At 54.4% G+C, this 19,642-nt stretch carries 13 protein-coding genes; 3 read left to right on the top strand and 10 right to left on the bottom strand.

Going from position 1 to position 19,642, the window contains the following annotated elements; genetic code table 11:
- Positions 1-21: 21 nt before the first annotated feature.
- Complete coding sequence (locus SH467x_RS03815) at positions 22-3,399, bottom strand: transglutaminase family protein (RefSeq protein WP_482369967.1); 3,378 nt, start codon at positions 3,397-3,399, stop codon at positions 22-24.
- A gap of 567 nt (positions 3,400-3,966) precedes the next feature.
- On the opposite strand from SH467x_RS03815, the gene SH467x_RS03810 reads away from it, so the two are divergent.
- Together SH467x_RS03810 and SH467x_RS03805 are read left to right on the top strand one after the other, a co-directional pair.
- A complete protein-coding gene (locus tag SH467x_RS03810; RefSeq protein WP_482369966.1) occupies positions 3,967-5,178 on the top strand; it encodes an endonuclease/exonuclease/phosphatase family protein in 1,212 nt (403 codons plus the stop codon).
- A gap of 11 nt (positions 5,179-5,189) precedes the next feature.
- A complete protein-coding gene (locus SH467x_RS03805) occupies positions 5,190-5,930 on the top strand; it encodes an isoprenyl transferase (protein WP_482369965.1) in 741 nt (246 codons plus the stop codon).
- A gap of 102 nt (positions 5,931-6,032) precedes the next feature.
- On the opposite strand, the gene SH467x_RS03800 is transcribed toward SH467x_RS03805, so the two are convergent.
- Positions 6,033-9,290 (bottom strand): plastocyanin/azurin family copper-binding protein, encoded by a 3,258-nt coding sequence (locus tag SH467x_RS03800; protein WP_482369964.1) that lies wholly within the window; start codon positions 9,288-9,290, stop codon positions 6,033-6,035.
- Between the two features lie 91 nt (positions 9,291-9,381).
- Between SH467x_RS03800 and SH467x_RS03795 the strand changes: the two genes are divergently transcribed.
- The gene (locus SH467x_RS03795; RefSeq protein ID WP_482369963.1) at positions 9,382-10,326 is read left to right on the top strand and encodes a hypothetical protein; all 945 of its coding nucleotides are present in this window, start codon (positions 9,382-9,384) and stop codon (positions 10,324-10,326) included.
- Positions 10,327-10,385: 59 nt separating this feature from the next.
- Here the strand turns inward: SH467x_RS03795 and SH467x_RS03790 are convergent, their stop codons facing one another.
- The 8 genes from SH467x_RS03790 to nuoH all read right to left on the bottom strand — a co-directional run bounded on the left by SH467x_RS03790 (position 10,386) and on the right by nuoH (position 19,601).
- Complete coding sequence (locus tag SH467x_RS03790) at positions 10,386-11,207, bottom strand: enoyl-ACP reductase FabI (RefSeq protein WP_482369962.1); 822 nt, start codon at positions 11,205-11,207, stop codon at positions 10,386-10,388.
- Between the two features lie 63 nt (positions 11,208-11,270).
- Complete coding sequence (locus SH467x_RS03785; protein ID WP_482369961.1) at positions 11,271-12,716, bottom strand: NADH-quinone oxidoreductase subunit N; 1,446 nt, start codon at positions 12,714-12,716, stop codon at positions 11,271-11,273.
- Positions 12,717-12,738: 22 nt separating this feature from the next.
- A complete protein-coding gene (locus SH467x_RS03780; protein ID WP_482369960.1) occupies positions 12,739-14,394 on the bottom strand; it encodes a complex I subunit 4 family protein in 1,656 nt (551 codons plus the stop codon).
- Between the two features lie 15 nt (positions 14,395-14,409).
- Positions 14,410-16,362: an NADH-quinone oxidoreductase subunit L gene (nuoL, locus tag SH467x_RS03775; protein WP_482369959.1), complete on the bottom strand. Its 1,953-nt coding sequence runs from the start codon at positions 16,360-16,362 to the stop codon at positions 14,410-14,412.
- On the bottom strand, positions 16,355-16,843 hold the full coding sequence (nuoK, locus tag SH467x_RS03770; RefSeq protein ID WP_482369958.1) for an NADH-quinone oxidoreductase subunit NuoK: 489 nt from the start codon (positions 16,841-16,843) through the stop codon (positions 16,355-16,357). Before nuoK ends, nuoL begins: the two co-directional genes overlap by 8 nt.
- Positions 16,840-17,712: an NADH-quinone oxidoreductase subunit J family protein gene (locus SH467x_RS03765; protein ID WP_482369957.1), complete on the bottom strand. Its 873-nt coding sequence runs from the start codon at positions 17,710-17,712 to the stop codon at positions 16,840-16,842. Before SH467x_RS03765 ends, nuoK begins: the two co-directional genes overlap by 4 nt.
- Positions 17,713-17,793: 81 nt before the next feature.
- The gene (locus SH467x_RS03760; protein WP_482369956.1) at positions 17,794-18,411 is read right to left on the bottom strand and encodes a NuoI/complex I 23 kDa subunit family protein; all 618 of its coding nucleotides are present in this window, start codon (positions 18,409-18,411) and stop codon (positions 17,794-17,796) included.
- Positions 18,408-19,601: an NADH-quinone oxidoreductase subunit NuoH gene (gene nuoH, locus SH467x_RS03755; RefSeq protein ID WP_482369955.1), complete on the bottom strand. Its 1,194-nt coding sequence runs from the start codon at positions 19,599-19,601 to the stop codon at positions 18,408-18,410. Before nuoH ends, SH467x_RS03760 begins: the two co-directional genes overlap by 4 nt.
- Between the last annotated feature and the right edge of the window lie 41 nt (positions 19,602-19,642).

Below are 19,642 nucleotides of genomic sequence, written 5' to 3'. Positions count from 1 at the left end.
CAAGCTCTTCAAGGCGCTGCTCTAGAAACGCTCTCGACGAAGGTCCAATGTCGATGGAAATTCGGGATTGGGGCGAGGCATCTTGGGGTGAACCGGTCCGGGGCTTTGACCCACTTTGACAAAGCGCGCTGTCCGGCGGGCTTCGGCCTCCAATGCGTTGACTGGAAACGTCGCGTAGTTCCGCCCGCCTGGATGCCCGACGTGGTAGGTGCAGCCCCCGAGCGATCGCCCCCCCGACACGTCCCATAGTTCGAACACCAAGGGCGTGTGAACGGCGATGGTCGGATGCAGACAGCTCGGTGGTTGCCAAGCGCGGTAACGCACCCCGCAAACATGCTCGCTCGGAGATCCTGTCGGTTGAAGGGGCAGCTGAAGTCCGTTGCAAAGAATTCGATGGCGGGCTGGATCGAGTCCCAAGGCTTTGACCTCCAGTCTTTCGACACTGGAGTCGACAAATCGGACCGTCCCTCCTCCTGCAGGCTCTTCACCCATGACGTACCAAGGCTCGATAGCAGTTCTGAGGTGGATACCGACGTTGTCGTACTCGACCATCCCGATCGGTGGGAAGCGGAACTCGTAATGCGAAGCGAACCAAGTTTCTTCCCAGTCCCAGCCTGCGGATTGCAAGGTGTGAAGCACCGATTGAAAGTCCTTCCAAAGGTAGTGGGGGAGCATGTAGCGATCATGAAGATCGTTATCCCACCGGATCAAGGGCTCGCTGTACTCTTGCCGCCAGAATGTGGCGACCAAGCACCGAACAAGCAATTGGGTGGCCAAACTCATTTGGGCATGAGGGGGCATTTCGAATCCGCGGAGCTCGACCAGTCCCAGCCGTCCGGTGGAGCTATCGGGAGAATAGAGTTTGTCGATGCAAATCTCAGCGCGATGGGTGTTGCCGGTCAAATCGATGAGCAAATTGCGGAGAATGCGATCGACCAACCAAGGTGGACAGTCCTCCCCTCGCTTGGGGATCTGCTCTAACGCAGTCTGCAATTCGTAGATCGCATCGTGTCTACCCTCGTCGGCGCGAGGCGCTTGACTGGTGGGGCCGACAAACCGATTGCTAAACAAATAGCTCAGGGAGGGATGATTGATCCAAAACGCGATGAGAGACCGCAGGACGTGGGGAGCTCGAAGGAAGGGACTATCCCAAGGCGTGGGTCCACCCATGACGATGTGATTGCCACCCCCTGTTCCAGTGTGCTTGCCATCCAGATCGAACTTCTCCGTCGCGAGACGGCATTGTCTCGCTTCCTCGTAGAGAGTGGTCGTGTTGTGGACCAACTCGGTCCAAGTGCTCGCAGGATGGATGTTGACCTCGATCACTCCCGGGTCTGGAGTCACCTTGATTATCTGCACGCGGTGGTCTCGCGGAGGCAAGTAACCTTCGATCACGACCGGCATCTGGAGATCGATGGCCACCTGTTCGATCGCCCACAATAGATCGAGATAGTCTTCGAGTGTTTCCGTTGGAGGCATGAAGACGTACAAACGACCTTCGCGAGGTTCGACGCACAAAGCAGTTCGGACGACTTGATCCGGTGCAGGGTCTTGTTCGCGTTTGGCAGCTTGCTGTTCGGACCACCAATGGTCCTCGTCCATTCCGACGGGCACGACGGAGCCCCAGCCCATTCGATTGGGGCGATGCTCCAGCTCGTGCCGATCTTGTTTGATTTGTGAGACGACGGGAACAGGTGAGGGCAAGGAGGGACGTTGCGAAAAGGGATCGGCTGGAATCACGCCATGCATCCCCGATGCAGAAGAGAAGGGGAGCGTGTCGAGAGGTAATCGAAGACCGACCGAAGAGTCCCCAGGTAACAGAAAGAGCCTCTCTGGACGCACGGGCCATGGACCGCTCGCCCATTTCCCTTTACCCTGCCACCATTGTCTGCGAATGGGCAATACGACCCCTACCGGTTTGTTCAGCCCTCGCGTGAAAACGCGAGAGAGCCGACTTCGCTCCTCCTCGTCTTCGAGACGCGGGTCCCAGGGTTTGATGTTGACCGGCAGACGCTGTTCCCTCCACAGGTAGTAGTAGACATCTTCGTAGGCGGGCATTAGCCATTTCGGGTCAACACCTAGCATCTCGGCTAGACATTCGGAGAAGAGCCTCGCCTGTTTGAACGTGAAACCATAGTTGCGAGATTCGTCGGCGATCCATTCGGTATTTTGCCAAATGGGCTGACCGTCTAATCGCCAGATGCAGGTCAATGCCCAGCGAGGAAGGGACTCGCCTGGATACCATTTCCCCTCTCCGTAATGGAGAAAAGCACCTGGCGAAAACGCCTCCCGAAGACGTTTGATCAGCTGTCCAGAGAGCACCCGTTTGGTAGGTCCGACTGCATCGGTGTTCCATTCCGGACCGTCCATGTCATCGATGGAAACGAAGGTCGGTTCTCCTCCGAATGTCAGTCGCACATCATCTTGCTTGAGTTGCTCGTCGACTCGGAGCCCCAGTTGATGAATTCGATCCCATTGGTCCTGCGTGTAGGGTTTGGTAGTTCTCGGGTCTTCTACCAAGCGTTGGACGGACATTTCAAAGTGGAATTTGCATTCGGCCGGTTCTACCAGCCCTGTCACCGGGGCGGCGGTAAAGGGATCGGGGGTACAAGCCACCGGCAAATGCCCTTCGCCGCAAAACAATCCACTGGTCGGGTCGAGTCCGATCCACCCAGCCCCTGGCAAATAGACTTCCGCCCAAGCATGCAGATCGGTGAAGTCCTCTACTGGGCCGGACGGACCATCGAGGGATTTAACATCGGTCGCCAATTGAATGAGGTAGCCAGACGCAAACCGTGTTGCCAAACCCAAGCGTCGGAACAGATGAACCAAAAGCCAAGCCGAATCGCGACAGGACCCCGAATTGAGCTGCAATGTCTCAAGCGGAGATTGAACCCCGGGTTCCATGCGAATTTCGTATCGGATCTCTTCCTGCAAGCGGCGATTGATTTCGGCGATCAAGTCGATGGTCCGTAGCTTCGAGACCTTCGATTTCGCGAGCCATCGATCGAGCCCTTCCTGTTCAGGCTTCGAGTCGATCTGGATCAGAAAAGGAGCTAGCTCCTTGAGAAGCCAAGGTTCGTAAACAAACGGGTACGTCTCCGCATACGCTTCGAGAAAAAAGTCGAGAGGATTGATGGAGGTCAAGTCGGCGATCAAGTCGACTGCGATGGAAAACGTTTGAGTCTTCTTCGGGAAGACGAGGCGAGCGATATAGTTCCCTTGCGGGTCTTGTTGCCAATTGCAGAAATGATCGTGCGGCACGACCTTCATCGAGTAACTCATCACCGGTGTCCGGCAATGAGGGGCCGGTCTGAGGCGAACGATTTGAGGACCTAACTGAACGTCCCGGTCGTACTCGTAGACGGTTTGATGATGCAGGGCAACTCGAATTCCCATATCCGTTGCAGAACAATCCAAGACCACGCGGGTCTAAATCGAGGAGACATCCAACGAGAAAAAGTCCACCGCGGACTTTACTACTGCCTGCACGCCAGGGAGAGATTTGGTGCAAGGCATTCACTTGAGGTCGGTGACAGGCGATTCGTTTGACAAACTGCATGGTCCCCACTCCAGGTTTTTCAAATCATAACCAAACCTATTCTTGATTTCTGGTGGTCGGATGAAATAAAATGGCCTCAGTGCTGCGAAACGCGTCGCGGCTGCATGTTTCTGAACTTGCAAATCCCGGTTCTCGGCTTCGTGGATTCGCAGGTCTGGCTGCTTGAGAAAGGAGGTGACTGGTGACATCATTCTGTACTGGCCAAGGGGGTGAGGCGTCCTAGTCTGCCGGCGGGCTGCTAGTGACAGGCAGCCTCCACCCCACTCGATCGCCTAGGGTCGTGGTTGGATATCCTCCTGACCATGGCGCATCGAGCGGTATTAGTCCTAAGCCAGGCCCCGGCGCAACAAAACGTCGGGGCCTGGTTCTTTTTTTGGTCGAATGGAATTTGGCATAGGAACTTTATGATCCGATTCGCACGCGAACTCTTCTATTCTCTCGCATTCATGCTTCCCAGTTCTTCCCTCTTCGCCATCGATCCTCCCCGCGAAGGGAGCGTTCGTATCGCGACGTTTAACATGGCGCTGAATCGGAAAGCGCCGGGTGAGTTACTCAAAGGCCTTGAAGCGGGGGACGCCCAGGCAAAGAAGATTGCGGCCATCGTGCAATGGGTCAGCCCCGATCTGTTGCTGGCCAACGAAGTCGATTACGACGGTGGAAAATCAGCCACCTTGCTCCGTGAAGAGTATCTGAATAATGAATCGATCCTTACGAAACGCCATCGACCCCACCAACCGTATCTCTATCAGTTTGTTGCACCCGTAAATACAGGTGTCCCATCGGGGGTGGATTTGAATACCGACGGGACCACCGATGGGCCGGACGATGCGTGGGGCTACGGCGCGTTTCCCGGGCAATACGGAATGGTGATCTTCAGCCGGTATCCCATCCAAACCGAAGCTGTCATGACCTATCAGAAATTTCTGTGGCGGGATCTTCCCGATGCGCTGCGACCCGGTGTCGGGGACCGAAACACCGACGCCTGGAAGCCTCACTATGCCGATGACGTTTGGAATCAATTGCGGTTAAGTTCGAAATCTCATTGGCTCGTTCCCGTTTCCATCGGATCGAAGCGAATTCAGATCTTGGCGGCCCATCCGACTCCTCCCGTTTTTGACGGGCCTGAGGATCGAAATGGATGCCGCAATCATGATGAAATTCGATTCCTGCATGATATCGCTGCGAACGCGGACTATTTGGTCGACGATCTCGGCCGAAGCGGCGGCGCGACTGCCAGCGATCCGTTTGTGATCCTAGGGGATCTTAACGCCGATCCGACCGATGGGTCAGGAACCGCGTCCGCTATCCAGCAGTTGCTCGGTTCACCTTTGATTCAATCCGAATTTGTCCCAAGCAGTCGCGGCGGTGCGGAAGCGTCGTCGATCCAGAAAAGGGCTAATGTGGGGCAAAAAGGGAATCCTCAGTACGACACAGGGGACTTCAACGATCGAGAGCCAGGAAACCTACGAGTTGATTTTGTACTCCCCTCTCGCTCGCTTCGAATCACGGGAGGAGGGGTCTTTTGGCCGACGGTAGAAGAGATGAAATCATTGGAGGTTGACATAAAGGATGCATCCGACCACCATCTCGTCTGGTTGGATGTTCAATTACCGTAACCCCTCTTTCGATGTCATTTTTTCGACGCAAGAAACTCTCGACGAAGACCGAGTTGGTCATCCCAAAGCATGTTGCCATCATAATGGATGGAAATGGTCGATGGGCCCAATCTCGAGGGTTGCCACGCATTGAAGGGCATCGGCAGGGAGCCCAATCGGTACGAAGGGCTTGCGAGGTTTGCGTCGAACTGGGCGTTCAAGTTCTAACTCTCTATTGTTTTTCGAGCGAGAACTGGAAACGCCCCAAAGAGGAACTGGATTTTCTCATGGGACTGCTCAAGCAGTTCTTGATCCAGGAATCGAAAACGCTCGTGGAAAAGAACATCCGGCTTTCGGTCATCGGTCGCCGCGATGGGCTGCCCGAAGATGTTCTCGAAGAGATGGACCGCGCAGTTGCGAAGAGTGCCGGCATGACCGGATTGCATCTCTGCTTGGCGATTAACTACGGTAGCAGGCAAGAGATTACGGATGCCGTTCGAACGATTGCGCAAAAGGTCCAGGAGGGTTCATGCACTCCCGATCAAATCGACGAATCGATGATCTCGAAGCATCTGTATACCGCGAATCTCCCCGACCCAGACTTGCTCATTCGCACCAGCGGGGAGCTACGCCTCAGCAACTACTTGCTCTGGCAAATCAGCTACTCCGAACTGTGGATTACCAAACGGGCTTGGCCAGAGTTCTCTCGAAACGATTTCCTTGCTGCTATGGAAGACTACAGCAAACGGCATCGGCGTTTTGGTGGGCTTTGACCTTCGGAGAGCTCGGATTGCTGGGCAATAGCGAGCTGCACGGCAGTAGCGAGCTGCGCGGCAGACATGACTATGCCTGAGACGCTGGCTGCACCGAAGTCACTACGGTGCGACGATCAGTTCTCCGTTCATCACCATCCAGTGCCCTGGGAATGTACAGAGATAAGGGTACCGACCCGGCTCCGCCGGGGCCTGAAAGGTAATGGTGAACTCCGACTTGGGCTCGACAATGTCGGTATAGCACAGGACCTGCTCGGACTTTGGTACGTAATGATAAAGGTACGCATCGGGATCCGAGACAACTTGATTCGCCAACGCTCCCACCTTGTCCAAACTGTTCGGACTTAGAAGCACCCAATTGTGCGGGACGACATCCGGGTTCTTCAGCGTGAGTCGCAACCATTCACCCGGTTTGGCCCGAAGAGATCGTTGATCGAACTGAAGATTGTCGGAGGCTGAAATCGAAATAGGCCTCGAATCGCTTCTCTGCTTTCCCCACGGATTCGGGATTGATCTTTGAAGCCATTCGATGTCCCGTTCCAAAGGGTGGGGCAGCCATTCTTTGCTCGACATGCGTGCACCGGATGGGACATCCATTCTTGGCGTATCCAACGCATGGACAGTAGCGAACATCTCCATAGCGTCCTCGCTTCCCGCCGAAAAACTCCAATAGAGCTGGCTGCACTTTTGAAGTTCGGGGAGTTCGACAAAGATCTCTCGTCCATCCTCACTCACGACGACCGATTCGATTCGGAGCCGATCGTGACCGACGCTGCGCGGTTGGTGGATCGAAAGCTCTGGTGAACCATAACCTGGGGAATAGCGGTAATTCCAACCTTGAACAAAATGGTGCGCCGAATCACTCGCCTTCTCTCGATCGATCGGTTCCGAAAATCGTATCTCGATCCCGTTTTGCCGAACATGAAAGCCGATCGGCATCGGCACGTTATCACCGATGTAACGAAGACGCTCGAAACAACCTGCATCCGGGGTATAGGTTCCCCAGCCGCTCATTCCCGAAAGGTAGACCGAGCCATCTATCGGATGGACTTTGGCGCGATGGATGCCCGACCGATACTCGCCCGGCAAACGGATTGCAGCCGATTGGTGAACATCTCCTACGCGGTCACGCAGTAGCATCCATGCGGTGCCGGTCCCAAAGGAGGTGTGCAGCAAATGCTGATGCAATGGCCCCATCCTGGGACTATCCACCCAAAGCTGACCTCCGCTGCTGTTGTCTTCCCCTCTCGGGAGATAGACAAGTGGCTTTTCCATCGCCTCGCCTGGTTTTGGGCCGCGGTATCCATAAAAACGCGGTGGCTGTTTGGAATCGGACGAGTCGTCGCGAGGGGGGACTAGATGGACCATGGACGCAGGCGTCCAGTCTCCTTCCGAGCAAGGCACCGTCAAAGAACCATCCGGCATAATGCCCAGCCCGTCGGGGTTGCGAAAACCGGTTGCAATTACTTCCGCACGCAGGCCATCGGATGCAATGCGTAGAAGACCTTGATTGCCTGAGACCGTATAGAAATTTCCTTCGCGATCCCGCACCAAACCGCAGATGTAGTCGTGTCCATTCGGAGAGGTGATGAAGGCATTGCTAAAGCATTCGTACCGGTCATACTCGCCGTCTCCGTTCTCGTCATGCAATCGTGTGATCTGATTGCGGCAAAGGACAAAGACCCCGTCGGAATCGATCCACATCCCCAGCGGATGATGTAGCCCAGACGCCACACGTGTCCATCGTACCGTGGCCGCTTCGTGCAACGTGTGATTCGTCGCCGCGATTCCCTCGGCTCGCATGACATCACCATGCATGGTGCATAACAACGCCGAGCCATCACTCAGAAATGCGTGGTCTCCTATGAACAAAGGGATCCCCCATGGATTGTCCACCGGAAGGGTGATCGTATCGACCACATAGCCCATACCCTTTCCATTCTCAATCGTGGTGTCGACCGATTCGGGCCATCGCCTACTCGAAGGCTTGACGTCTGAAGGGATCGTGTGTCGTTCCTTTCGGAGTTTCCTCTGCAATTCCCCTTGAACGATCTGCATCTCATCGATGTATTCCTCACCATTAACCAACAGGAGAAACAGAACTTGATCACCACGATATCGATAGCCGAGGTAGCGGATGTTCGCACCGTCCGATAGCTGCAGCACATCTCGCAATGGCCCAGACTTGGGTGGCAAATCCCGTTCGTCTCCTTCGATTCGGGCACCGTCCATAAAGCCATGCCGCACCGATGAAAAACGGAGAAAACCATTTTGCCAACAGCTCACAAAACCCATCGAATCGGGATCGTAGCAGACCGACCAGGAACCAGCGTTCCCTAAGCGGTAGCAAACAGCTCGTGCAACGGTGCGCCGGGGATGAATGAAAACAGTCGCTTGAAGCCGATGTTTCCGAATCGACTCCCATTCATTTCCTCGCCAAGTCTCTTCGTTTTGATTTCCCCAGTGACCGAACGTTCCCCCATCGAGCCCGGGATAGGCTTGTAACAAATCCAAACCAGTGTCTTGGTTCCGAAACGCGTTCGCTTGCTTGGCATAGAAGTCATACACGCGGTCTCGGTTTACCGGATGATCCGCATAAGGATGCGCATCGCGTCGGAGCGGTTCGCGACTCCAGGTGAACGTCGAGAGGGCGTGGTGGGTTGCGGACTGAATAGCGCGTTGGGCTGCCTGGCGTACCCGTTCGTCCAATTCCCGGAGCTCGATCACGAACCGGATTAAATCGATTCGCTTATCCCGCGGTAATGCGTCGAGCAAACCATGCGGCATCAAGGATCGTGACGGAGCGGACTGAATGATTTCATCTTTTGAAATCGAAATGACTTCATTCTTGGCTGGATCGCGGATCGTAACGATGGAATCGTCCTCACTATTTTCACGATAGCCCGAAACGACTCGGTCGTCTTCCAGGAGGAATTTGTAAGGAACATACTCGGGCTCGATCGTCAAATTCGGCCACAAAACACTTTCCACGAGCTGCTCTGACGTTCGCTTCTGGGCAACCGACAACAACTCTGGCCCCAGTTTCCCACCTACCTCGCCAATCGCATGGCAGCTTGAGCAAGCCACTTTTGCACTGGCAAAAACGATAGAACCCCGGAGCGTATCTCCTTGCACACGGCTTTGTGCTATCCAATCCTGTACGATCTGGGTCCGTTCAGAAAGTTCAGGAATCTGTTCGTCGATTTGCCAGCCCCAAGCCTCAGGGGGCGAAATCCAAGATTCCAAAGCGATAACCACGCCTAGCATGCAAAGACGTTGAAAAGCTAGCCAATGGATCGAAAACTGGGGCCATCGCGAGGACATATGGGGAAGGGTGGATGGCTGCTCTTGTGCGTGCATTCGCTTCACTTCTATGATCCGAAGAGGAGTTCGGGGATCGGTGGGGATTTGTTCCCTCCTATTGTAAACCCAATCGAAGAGAACGAATGCGATGTATCCGAATCGAAAGTTAGTTCTAGCCAAGCGATGGGGCATTCGGCGGGGATTTGTTCATCTCGCAAGTATGGCATGTCTTGGAGCGATGGGATGGGGAGCACCTGCCGCGGCTCAAATCGGTCGCGAACCACCGAGCTTGGAAGACATTCTCGACACATCGCTACCTGCTTCCGAAACGCTTCGCCCTCACACCTTTCAGTTGCCCGACGAGTTGGATGATGTTTCTATCCCAGTGAGCGCCGACGAGAAGCAGGAAATTAGTACTTGGGTGAAGTGGCTTGTTCTGAAAAACCTTCCGCCGAATTATGAAGACAATCGAAAGTGGAACCAGACGAAGGAGGTGATGGACGGGCTTCACATCCATCGCGAGGGGTTCAAGATCGAGACGAAGCGCAAGTGGAAATCGGTGCGCCACGGCACTTGGACCCGTTACACGATCGAGTTTCTCGATCCTGAAAAAGAGCTCCTGGTCGACGTGGCAAAGATCGACTTCACCGTTCCTGGACGAATCGATGTCAGCTGCCGGATCGAAGCTCCACTGAAGCTATTCGGGCGCGTCAGCCAGTGGCAACGCGATATCCAGTGGTACAGCTTGTCAGCCGACGGTCGCTGTCGCGTAGAGATGTTGGTGGATGTTCAGATCAACATGCACGTCAACTCGCTTCGATTTCCCCCGGATGTCGAGTTTTCACCGGAGGTTACGCAAGCCAATGTGCGAATGAAGGAGTTCGAAATCGACCGCATTAGCAAAATCGGAGGAGATGCAGCCGAGTTGGTAGGGAAAGGGATTCGCGAGGTCCTCGATGAAAAGCTCGAGGACTATGATCAAAAACTAGTGGAAAAGATGAACCGCGAAATTGCCAAGCAAAAGACCAAGCTTCGCATTTCACTCAGCGATTGGCTTCAGAAAAGCATCGGTAATCAAGCACCGATGCCTTAAAAAGGAACGGATAGTCGATCCGTTCCGATGACCTAAGTCGATGACCAAGTCATTACCGACTACTTCTTGAATTCGTAAAGCAATCGGCCTGGGCTGCCCATGATGTTGTAACCGGCATCGACGTGTAGGATCTCACCTGTGATGCCCGACGAATAGTTGCTGAGCAAGTAAGCTCCCGAGCGGCCCACCTCCTCATGGGTCACGCAACGCGCCAGGGGCGCGACGTAACCGTAGTAATCTTGCATCTCGCCAACACCTGCGGCGACGCCTGCGAGAGTTTTCAGGGGGCCCGCGCTGACAGCATTGACGCGATGGCCTTGAGGTCCCAAATCGTTTGCCAGATAGCGTACGGTCGCATCGAGAGCCGCTTTGCAGATCCCCATGACGTTATAGCCTGGAACGCATTTCTCTCCACCGAAATAGGTCATGGTCAAAACCGACGCTTCGGCATTGAAGAGGGGACGAGCGTAATTGGTGACGGAGATCAAGCTGTAAACGCTTACGTCCATTGCCAATTTGAAGCCCGCGCGGCTCGTTTCCACGGTGTCGCGGGAAAGATCGTCGCGATCGGCGAATGCGATCGAGTGCAGCAAGAAATCGATCTTGCCAAGCTTCTCGCCGGCCATCTTCATGAATGAAGCGACTTGCTCGTCGTCTTGAACGTCCAGCGGTTCCAGGAATGCGGTTTGGGCTGGGTAAGCGTCTACGCATTTCGAAACGCGCATGCGATTCTTTTTCTTCTCGTCATCTGCTTTGTCAGGGAGGTGCGAGAATCCACACACTCCTCCTTGATCCAGGATTTCCTTGGCGACAGCCCAAGCGATCGAGCGATCGTTTGCAACACCGAGGATAAGCCCTTTTTTGCCTTCAAATAACTTCATATTTTCTATTCCAAAATCGCTCGGGAGGAGGTGTATTCAACTATCGAATCGTCGGGTCGAGAATTACATGACCGACGGAACGAAGAACCAGACCAATGTCAGGACGACGCAGATAGTGTAGGTGATAAACAGGCTTGGACGGAAGACGCGGAGGGGTACATGAGCATCGCTTCTTTCGTAGAGTTTGCTCAGGACTCGCCAGTAGTATCCTGCAGCGACCACCGCGTTGACTGCCATGAAAATCCCCATGCCTAGGCTGACCGGATCTTCCATGCCAGCCGCCGTGGCACCCATAAAGACAAGGAACTTGGCCCAGAAGCCTGCCGTGAATGGGAGACCGATCATACTGATTAAGCAAACCGTCATTCCTATCGATGCCGCTGGGCGACGATAGAACATGCCAGAAAGGTCCCCGATCAGATGCGTCTTCCCGCCAGCTGCTTCCATTTCGCCGAGGCAGGCGAACAGACCGAGCGTCATGGCGGCGTAAGCAGCCAAATAGGAGAAGATGATGTTGGACTGTGCATTCTCTCGAATCAACGCGGACATCGCGAGCATCAAGTAACCTGTGTGCGCGATGCTGGAGTATGCCAACAGACGCCTCAGGTTGCTTTGAGCGGCCGCCATCAAGTTACCGACGAGCATGGTCACCGCCGATAGGAGCAATAGGACCGGGACAATCGTCGCCAAATTCTCGGGGCTCCACGAGGAGACAAGAATCCGAATCATTGCCACAAAACCAGCAACCTTCGGGAGATAGCTCATGGTCCCCGCCATGGTCAAACTCGTCCCTTCAAAGACGTCTGGGGCATAGAAGTGAAATGGTACGGCAGTGATTCGAAATGCAAGTCCGCACAGCACGAGAATGATTGCGAAGGAAATCAGTTTTCCACTATCTGCACCCATGATGTAATGGATCACTTGCAGATTGGTCGAACCGCTCACGCCATACAGATAACTAACGCCCATCAAAAAGAAGGCGGAGGAGAAAGCGCTCAACAGAAAGTACTTCAACGTCGCTTCCGCGCCCGCGTTATCGTTTTTGGAAATGCCCAGAAGAATATAGGTGGGGATGCTGATCAGTTCCAAGCCAAGAAAGAGGGTCACGATATCGTTCGCCGCACCCACCACCGGAATGGCGCCGAGCATGATGATCAAACAACCGTAATACTCTCCCAAAAACTGCTTGGGTGCTGTCGACCACGACAGCATGATCAAGAGGAATCCGCCAAGAAGCGCCAATCGCTCGGACGAAATGGCGATATCGTCGAACCGAAATAAGCCACTTCCCAAATTGTCCGGGAGTTGGCGCATGCCGCCCAACAAACCCGCTACGACGAGGATGAGGAGGGAAAGGATCGCCATACCATTTCGCTGGCCATGCACATCTCGATGTGGTCCTCCCTTGAGCACCATGGATGCTCCCAAGAGGAGCGAGCCACCCAAGATCATCGTGATCGCGGGGGCCATCCAAGCGAGCGATGCTTTAAACGTCGTTAGTGTATCCACGTTCTCTCTCGATCTCTTTCAACTAGTTCGACGGGCTCTGGGCTAGGGTGTCCATTTGCGGGTGAGCTTTTTTGGATGCAGGTTCCGTCACCTTTACCAATCGCTTCACATCTGATTCGATCATCTTCATCGGTCCTGCCGGTCTTACACCGATGTAGAGGCAAAGAAATGCCATGCAGACCAAGGTCGCCAACTCGCTGGCATTGCAATCGTTCGTAACATCCTCCGCATGCTTCGATCGGCCTCCACCATCGCTGCCAAAAAGAAGCCGTTGGACTATGCGGAGACCATACCAAGCTCCTAGGACCGTCCCGAGCACTGCGACCGCCGTGATCGCGGCGCTCACACGGGTCATTCCCATCATTGCAAGCAACTCGCCGACAAATCCGTTTAGCCCTGGCAGGCCTGCTCCGGCAAGCGTGAAGAAGATAAGTAGGACGGCGATGCGAGGATACAAAGCAGCCATTCCCAAATCTTCCATGCGGAAGTTCAAACCGCTACGACGCTGTTCAAGCAATCCAAGGATCAAGAACATCGAGCAAGTGATCACGCCATGGTTGAACATCTGGATCGCTGCACCCGAGATGCCATCCATGTTGAGACTCATCAAACCAACGGTGATAAAACCCATGTGGCTGATCGAACTGTAAGCGAACACTTTGCGGAGGTCGCTTTGGGACAAGGCAACTAGAGCCCCGTAGACGATCGCGACCGCTCCCAGCGCTCCGAACAGCAACTGCGCTTCAAATGCCAACCCCATTGGTGTCAGCGGCAGAACAACACGAATGATCCCGAACACACCTAGCTTTGCAACCACCGAAGCGACTACCGAAGTCGTATTCGGATGGGAAACGGCATACGTCGATGGCAACCACGTGTGGAGAGGCAACACCGCGAGTTTGATTCCAAAGCCTAGGAGCAAAAGCCAAACAACCCAGCTTTGTCGTCCGACATAATCATTAAGCAATGCGGGCCCCGCCTCGAGAGCGTTTTCCTGTTGCTGCAACGCGAACGCCGAGAGGGATTGGAAATCAACGTTCGATGGCATCCCTTGTCCATTGGCCTGCAAGGCGAGACCGATGAAGCCGATCACCATAGGGACGCTTCCCGCCAAGGTGAACAATAAGAACTTGCGAGATGCTTTCAAAGCCAGTTTGGGATCGCCCCAGCCGTTGATCAACAACATCAACGGCAGGAGTACCGCTTCGAAAAAGATGTAGAACGTCACCAAGTCCATGGCGAGGAAGACACCGAGCAGAATCGATTCGGTCACCAAAAGAAGAGCAAGGTAGTGATGCAGCCGATGCTTGATCTGCCCCAACGCAAATACGCTTGCAGCTGCGAAGACGAGCCCGGTGAGAAAGACCATCAACGCGCCGATTCCATCCGCTCCGAAACCAAGCCTCCAATGGACTTGCTCTCCCGTGATGGAGATCGGCAAATCGATCTTCATCCAATCGGGGGAAAACGAAATAGCCGGGATCACCGGAGCCGAGGCCGTTCGCTCTGATTCGAGCCCTTCAAAAGTTTGGTAGACGACCAAGATGCTGAGCAACAGCGTGACGCCGGTCGCCAGGACTCCAACAGGAGCCATTCCCCTACCCCTCGAGCCCGCCAGAAAAATGGCGATACCCGCGGCGAGTGGGAACAGAATGGTGAATGGAATGAGATAGTTCATATCTGTTCGAATCGCCTAACGAGAGATAATCCAGATCGCCAACGCTGCCACACCGACCGCTGTCATGAAGGTATACGCGGGAACCCGCCCATTTTGATACCTTTGACCTGCTAAACCGACGATGCGAGGTACCTCGGCAATTTTCATGACGAGTGCGTCGACCAAGTTTTCATCGAGCCAAGCCAGGACCCCGGAGAAGAACTCCAGTGGCATCACGATGAATTGGCGATAAGCCCAGTCGATGTAGAGCCGATTCTGACCAGCGGTCGCCAACGGGGAAAGTGCTACTTCGGTTCCCCCAGGTTGGCGTTTCGCGAGCATTGCCCCGATCACCACTCCAACGATGCCGACTACCGCGGAAGCCAACATGATCCAAAGCGCTTCGTGATGCTCATGATGTCCCTCGAGAGCAGGGGTCTTTTCCAGGTACTTCGACAAGTACTGCGTAGGTCCCAACGCAACGCCCGCGATCACGGCCCCAACGGCGAGAATTGCCATCGGTGCCAACATAACTCCTGTTGATTCATGGGCATGATGCCCCGCTTCTTCGGGAATCACTTCTTTGCCATGGAACGTTCGGAAGTAGGCCTTGGCCGTGTAGATGGCAGTCATCAAGGCGGTGACAAAACCGATAGCCAGCAGGACCTTGAATTGGAAACCGTATTCGCCATCGGAACTGGCATCGTATAGGATCGCCAAGATACCGTCTTTGCTAAAGAATCCAGCGAGTGGGAACAATCCAGCCAGGGCTGCGGCTCCGATTGCAAAGAGGATGTGCGTCTTCGGCATGATTCGCTTCAATCCACCGAACTTGTTCATGTCGATCACGTCGCCCATCGAGTGCATCACGTTTCCGGCTGCCAAGAAGAGCAACGCTTTGAAAAAGGCGTGTGTCACCAAGTGGAACATGGCTGCTGAAACCGCCAATGCCATAAAGTCTTTGATCGCTCCGACCGAGAGAGCCATGAATAGGTAGCCAAGCTGACTGACTGTCGAATAGGCAAGAACGCGTTTTAGATCGCTTTGGAACAACGCCATGATGGCCGCGATCAGAGCCGTGATGCCCCCTAACCAACCGACGACCGAAAGGACCCAAGGGGTATATTCCATCAGTGGAGAGAGACGGGCCATCAAATAGACACCCGCCGTGACCATCGTTGCTGCGTGGATCAATGCGGAAACGGGAGTGGGGCCCTCCATCGCATCAGGCAACCACACGTGGAAGGGGAACTGGGCGGATTTGCCGATAGCACCGATCATCAGTAGCAACCCAATCCAGACCAGCAAATCGGGATACCGAGATGCGAGATCGGGAAGGACGCTGAAAATGTTATCGAAGTTGAGCCGAGCGAAGGTACCGCTCGAGGCTTCACCAGGCAATTGCCCAATAGCGTAGCCCAACAGCAAGATTCCAAGAAGGAAACCACAATCTGCAACTCGGTTGACCAAGAATGCTTTCGTGGCAGCTCGCGCTGCACTCGGTCGTCTATACCAAAAACCGATCAGGAGGTAAGAACAGGTTCCCACGCCTTCCCAAAACGCGTACATCATCAGGAGATTGTGGGAGAGAACGAGCATGGTCATGCAGAAGACGAAGGCGCAGAACACTGCAAAGAATCTTGCATATCCGCCATCGCCATGCATGTAGTCGCGAGAATAGAACGCAATCAAAGTGGAAATGCACGTCACGACGCAAAGCAGCGTCAAGCAAAGTGTGTCGACCTTGAGGGCGATGTCGAGTGTGAGACTTCCGATATCCAGATATCGGTAGCCACTGTAGGTCGCCGTTCCCAACTCCCCTTGCCCCTGCTGTACGACCAAGGCGACGCTGGCGATGGCTGCGAGAAGAAGGGAAAGAACCGCTGGGATGTGCGCGATTTTCTTGTCGCCACGCATCGCGAGGACAACGCAGACGATGCAGCCAACCAAGGGTGAGAGTGGAACGATCCAGGCAAGTGTACTAGGCATGGGTTACCGTCTCCGACTTCTTGTCCGAAGAAACATTCACGGCACCGATTTCCGCTTTGTACTCGGCGGGAATTGGGGATTGCATTGGATCCAATCCAGAGGGGGTCAAGGTTGGGAAGTGCATTTCTGACTGTGAAATCTTCGTAAACAACTCCGGTTCATCTGGGACAATGGTTTCACTCAGTTCATCCCATTCCTTTACGTCCAAAGTCGCTTTGCGTCGGTATAGCGTCACGACTAACGCGAGGGCGATGGCTGCCTCGCACGCCGCGATCGAAAGAACCATGATCGACATGACCTGGCCTTGGAAATTTCCATGGTGCTTGGAGAAGGTGATCAGATTGATGCTCACCCCTGCCAACATCATTTCCAGCGAGAGGAACATAAGAATAAGGGATCGACGGGTTAAAAAACCCACGAATCCGAGCGCGAACAATACGCCCGCGAAGACCAGCAAACTCAACATGACGGAATCGTTCATCCATTCACCTCCGGGGCGGGTCTGGTCGCCAAGGCGATGGCACCGATGGTCGCAACCAAAAGAACAGCTCCGGCAAGTTCCACCGCAGCCAAGTAATCTGTGTAGAGCGATCGACCGAGTTCCGCAGTCGAATCAGGAATCGCAACCGCGAAGTCCGTGGCCGGGCTCGGCGATCCTACCAACTCCGTCATGGGAATGGTCCCTTCGGCTGCGCCGGTTGTTGCAGAGCTGTAAGGCCGGGACGTATCGAAACGCCGGGCTGGAATTGCCCCCGGTTCGAGTACACATACGAGAACGGCAACGAACATGACAACGCCGATCGACGTCGCCAGATAGGGGTTGGTGAGATTGAGATCGTAGGATCGCAGATCGGATTGCTGTGCAAACATCAACACGAACAAAAAGATAATAATCGTTGCGCCTGCATAGACGATCATGGTCGCTGCGGCGATGAACAAGGCGGATTGCATGAACAACACGCCCGCAGTGGAGAGAACCGCGGTAGTGAACCCGAGAGCCGCGTGGACCGGTTGACGTGCGGTGAGGAACGCGACGCCACCTCCAGTCGCTAGTGCGCAAAACGCGTAGAGGATGTAACTATCGAGCGAGACGGGCATCCAGGCCGCCGCAATTCCCGCAGAGACAGTCCATGCAGCCAGTCCCGCCGCCACCAAACTCTTGGACCGAACCAAACCTTCTTGAATGAGCAGATAGCCGATGGCTCCCAGGAACACAGGGATAAGCATTCCCCAGTTCCATCCCGATTGCGAAATGGCATCGGTGGCGTCCGAGGCGATCTCGGACAAACCATCACTCTGTGCCATGAAGTTGGCAAAGAGCAAATGGCTTTGCTCGAAGGTCTCTATCACGTTGAGCTCGTTAGGCACGTTGGACTCGTTTATGAAAATGTTGGAACAATTCAATCAACCGCGATCAACTGCAGTCGAAGGCTAGCCATGACGGCCACGACCTGGAGGTGGTGGGCCTTGTTTCGCCGATTGGGCCTCTTCGGATGCTGGCCCCAGCGTACCCCGATTGGTGCGAACCGGATCCTTGCCGCTTTGAACGGTTTTGTCAAAGACCGACAGGAGCTTTTCCTTATCGAAAACCATTTCCTCTCGGGATAGGCCGGTCAGATCGTAGATGCTCGTCAGCTCGATCGCATCGACCGGGCAAGCTTCCTCGCACATACCGCAGTAGATGCAACGGAGCTCATCGATCGTGAACGTCGCCGGATACTTGTCGCGATCCTTCCAGTGGGGATCGTCCTTCGGCGCGGGGGCAGCAATAATCTCGATACAATTCGCCGGGCATGCGGTTTGGCACATGTAACATGCTACGCACTTCACTCGCCCCGCTTCGTCTCGGTTGAGTCGGTGTACACCTCGATAGTTGGGTGGGATTTCCGGTTCGACCTCGGGATACTGCCGCGTCATGGGCTTGCCGGAAAAAGCATGGCGAACCGCCGTTGCGACTCCTGACATGACCGCGGGTAGGTACATGGCTTCGACCCACCCAATCTTGGGCTCTTCACCCCATTTGACCGTCTTTTCTCGCTTGGATGTCATGCCGAAACTCCTTGTACGCCTTTGTTCAATCGTCTGGCATTCGCGGTTTGATTCATGGATCGCTGCAATTGATAACTGCTGAACACTGCGGCCACGAACAGCAGCAATGCGGTTCCAGCGAGCAAGTGCTTGGGTAGTTCCAGGGTTAACACAATGGCGACCAAAACCAAATTGATCAAACCGAGAGGAATGAGGCCCTTCCAAGCTAGACCCATGAGTTGGTCAAATCGGAATCGAGGGAGAGCCCATCGCAGGAGCATAATAAAAACAACCACGCCGCATACTTTTGCCACCAGAACAAATGTTCGAAGCAACATTCCCCCTAACGAAGCATCCACAGGACCCGTCAATCCGGGGAAATGCCATCCACCTAGGAACAGGAGTGCCGTGAGGAAACTGACCGTCACAATGTGTGTGTACTCCGCCAAGAAGAAGAGCACGAATTTGATTCCGCCGTATTCGGTATGGAATCCGCCGACGAGCTCTTGCTCGCATTCGGGCAAGTCGAAGGGGAGACGGTTTGTTTCGGCCAATGCGCTGGTGAAGAAAATGATAAAAGCCAGCGGCTGCCAAAAGACATTCCAGTCCCAAATCGAGCCACCTTGTGTCGCGACAATCTTTTCCAAATTCAACGAACCGGAGATTGCGATCACTCCAATGATCGAAAGGCCCAGAGGAATCTCGTAGCTGATGAACTGTGCACAAGAACGAATGGCACCGTAAAGCGAGTACTTATTATTGGATGCCCAACCACCGAGGATGATCCCATACGCGGACAACGAACTGATGGCGAACATGAAAATGATCCCAATGTCGATGCCAGGAGCGACGACGAATCGAAATCCCTCTTTGTATTCGACTGGGACAGGACCAAACGGCATGACAACCAGTGCGAACATGGCGGTCATCAAACTGATGGTGGGGGCGACAAAGTAGAGGAAGGTGTAAACATGGTCGGGAATGATCTGCTCTTTCAGAAAGATCTTGATCCCGTCCGCAATCGCTTGGAACAGGCCGAATGGACCGACGCGGTTTGGACCCACCCGATCCTGCACGTACGCTGCAATCTTCCGTTCGATGAACGTCATGTAGAGCCCCAGGACTGGGACGAACGCGAGGATCACGCCGATCGCCGCTAACGTTGGCCAGAGCGACGGCCACATGTCGGTTAAGGTCTGGTACAAATCCATGGGTTCAGTTCTTGTGATTGATTCGATATCGATGATTCATT

The sequence above is a fragment of the Brakhagea slesvicensis genome (assembly GCF_052161625.1).
Classification (GTDB): Bacteria; Planctomycetota; Planctomycetia; order Pirellulales; family Pirellulaceae; genus JBKCUI01.
The sequence above is the reverse complement of the archived record's forward strand: the minus strand, read 5'-3'. Positions and strand labels throughout refer to the sequence as shown.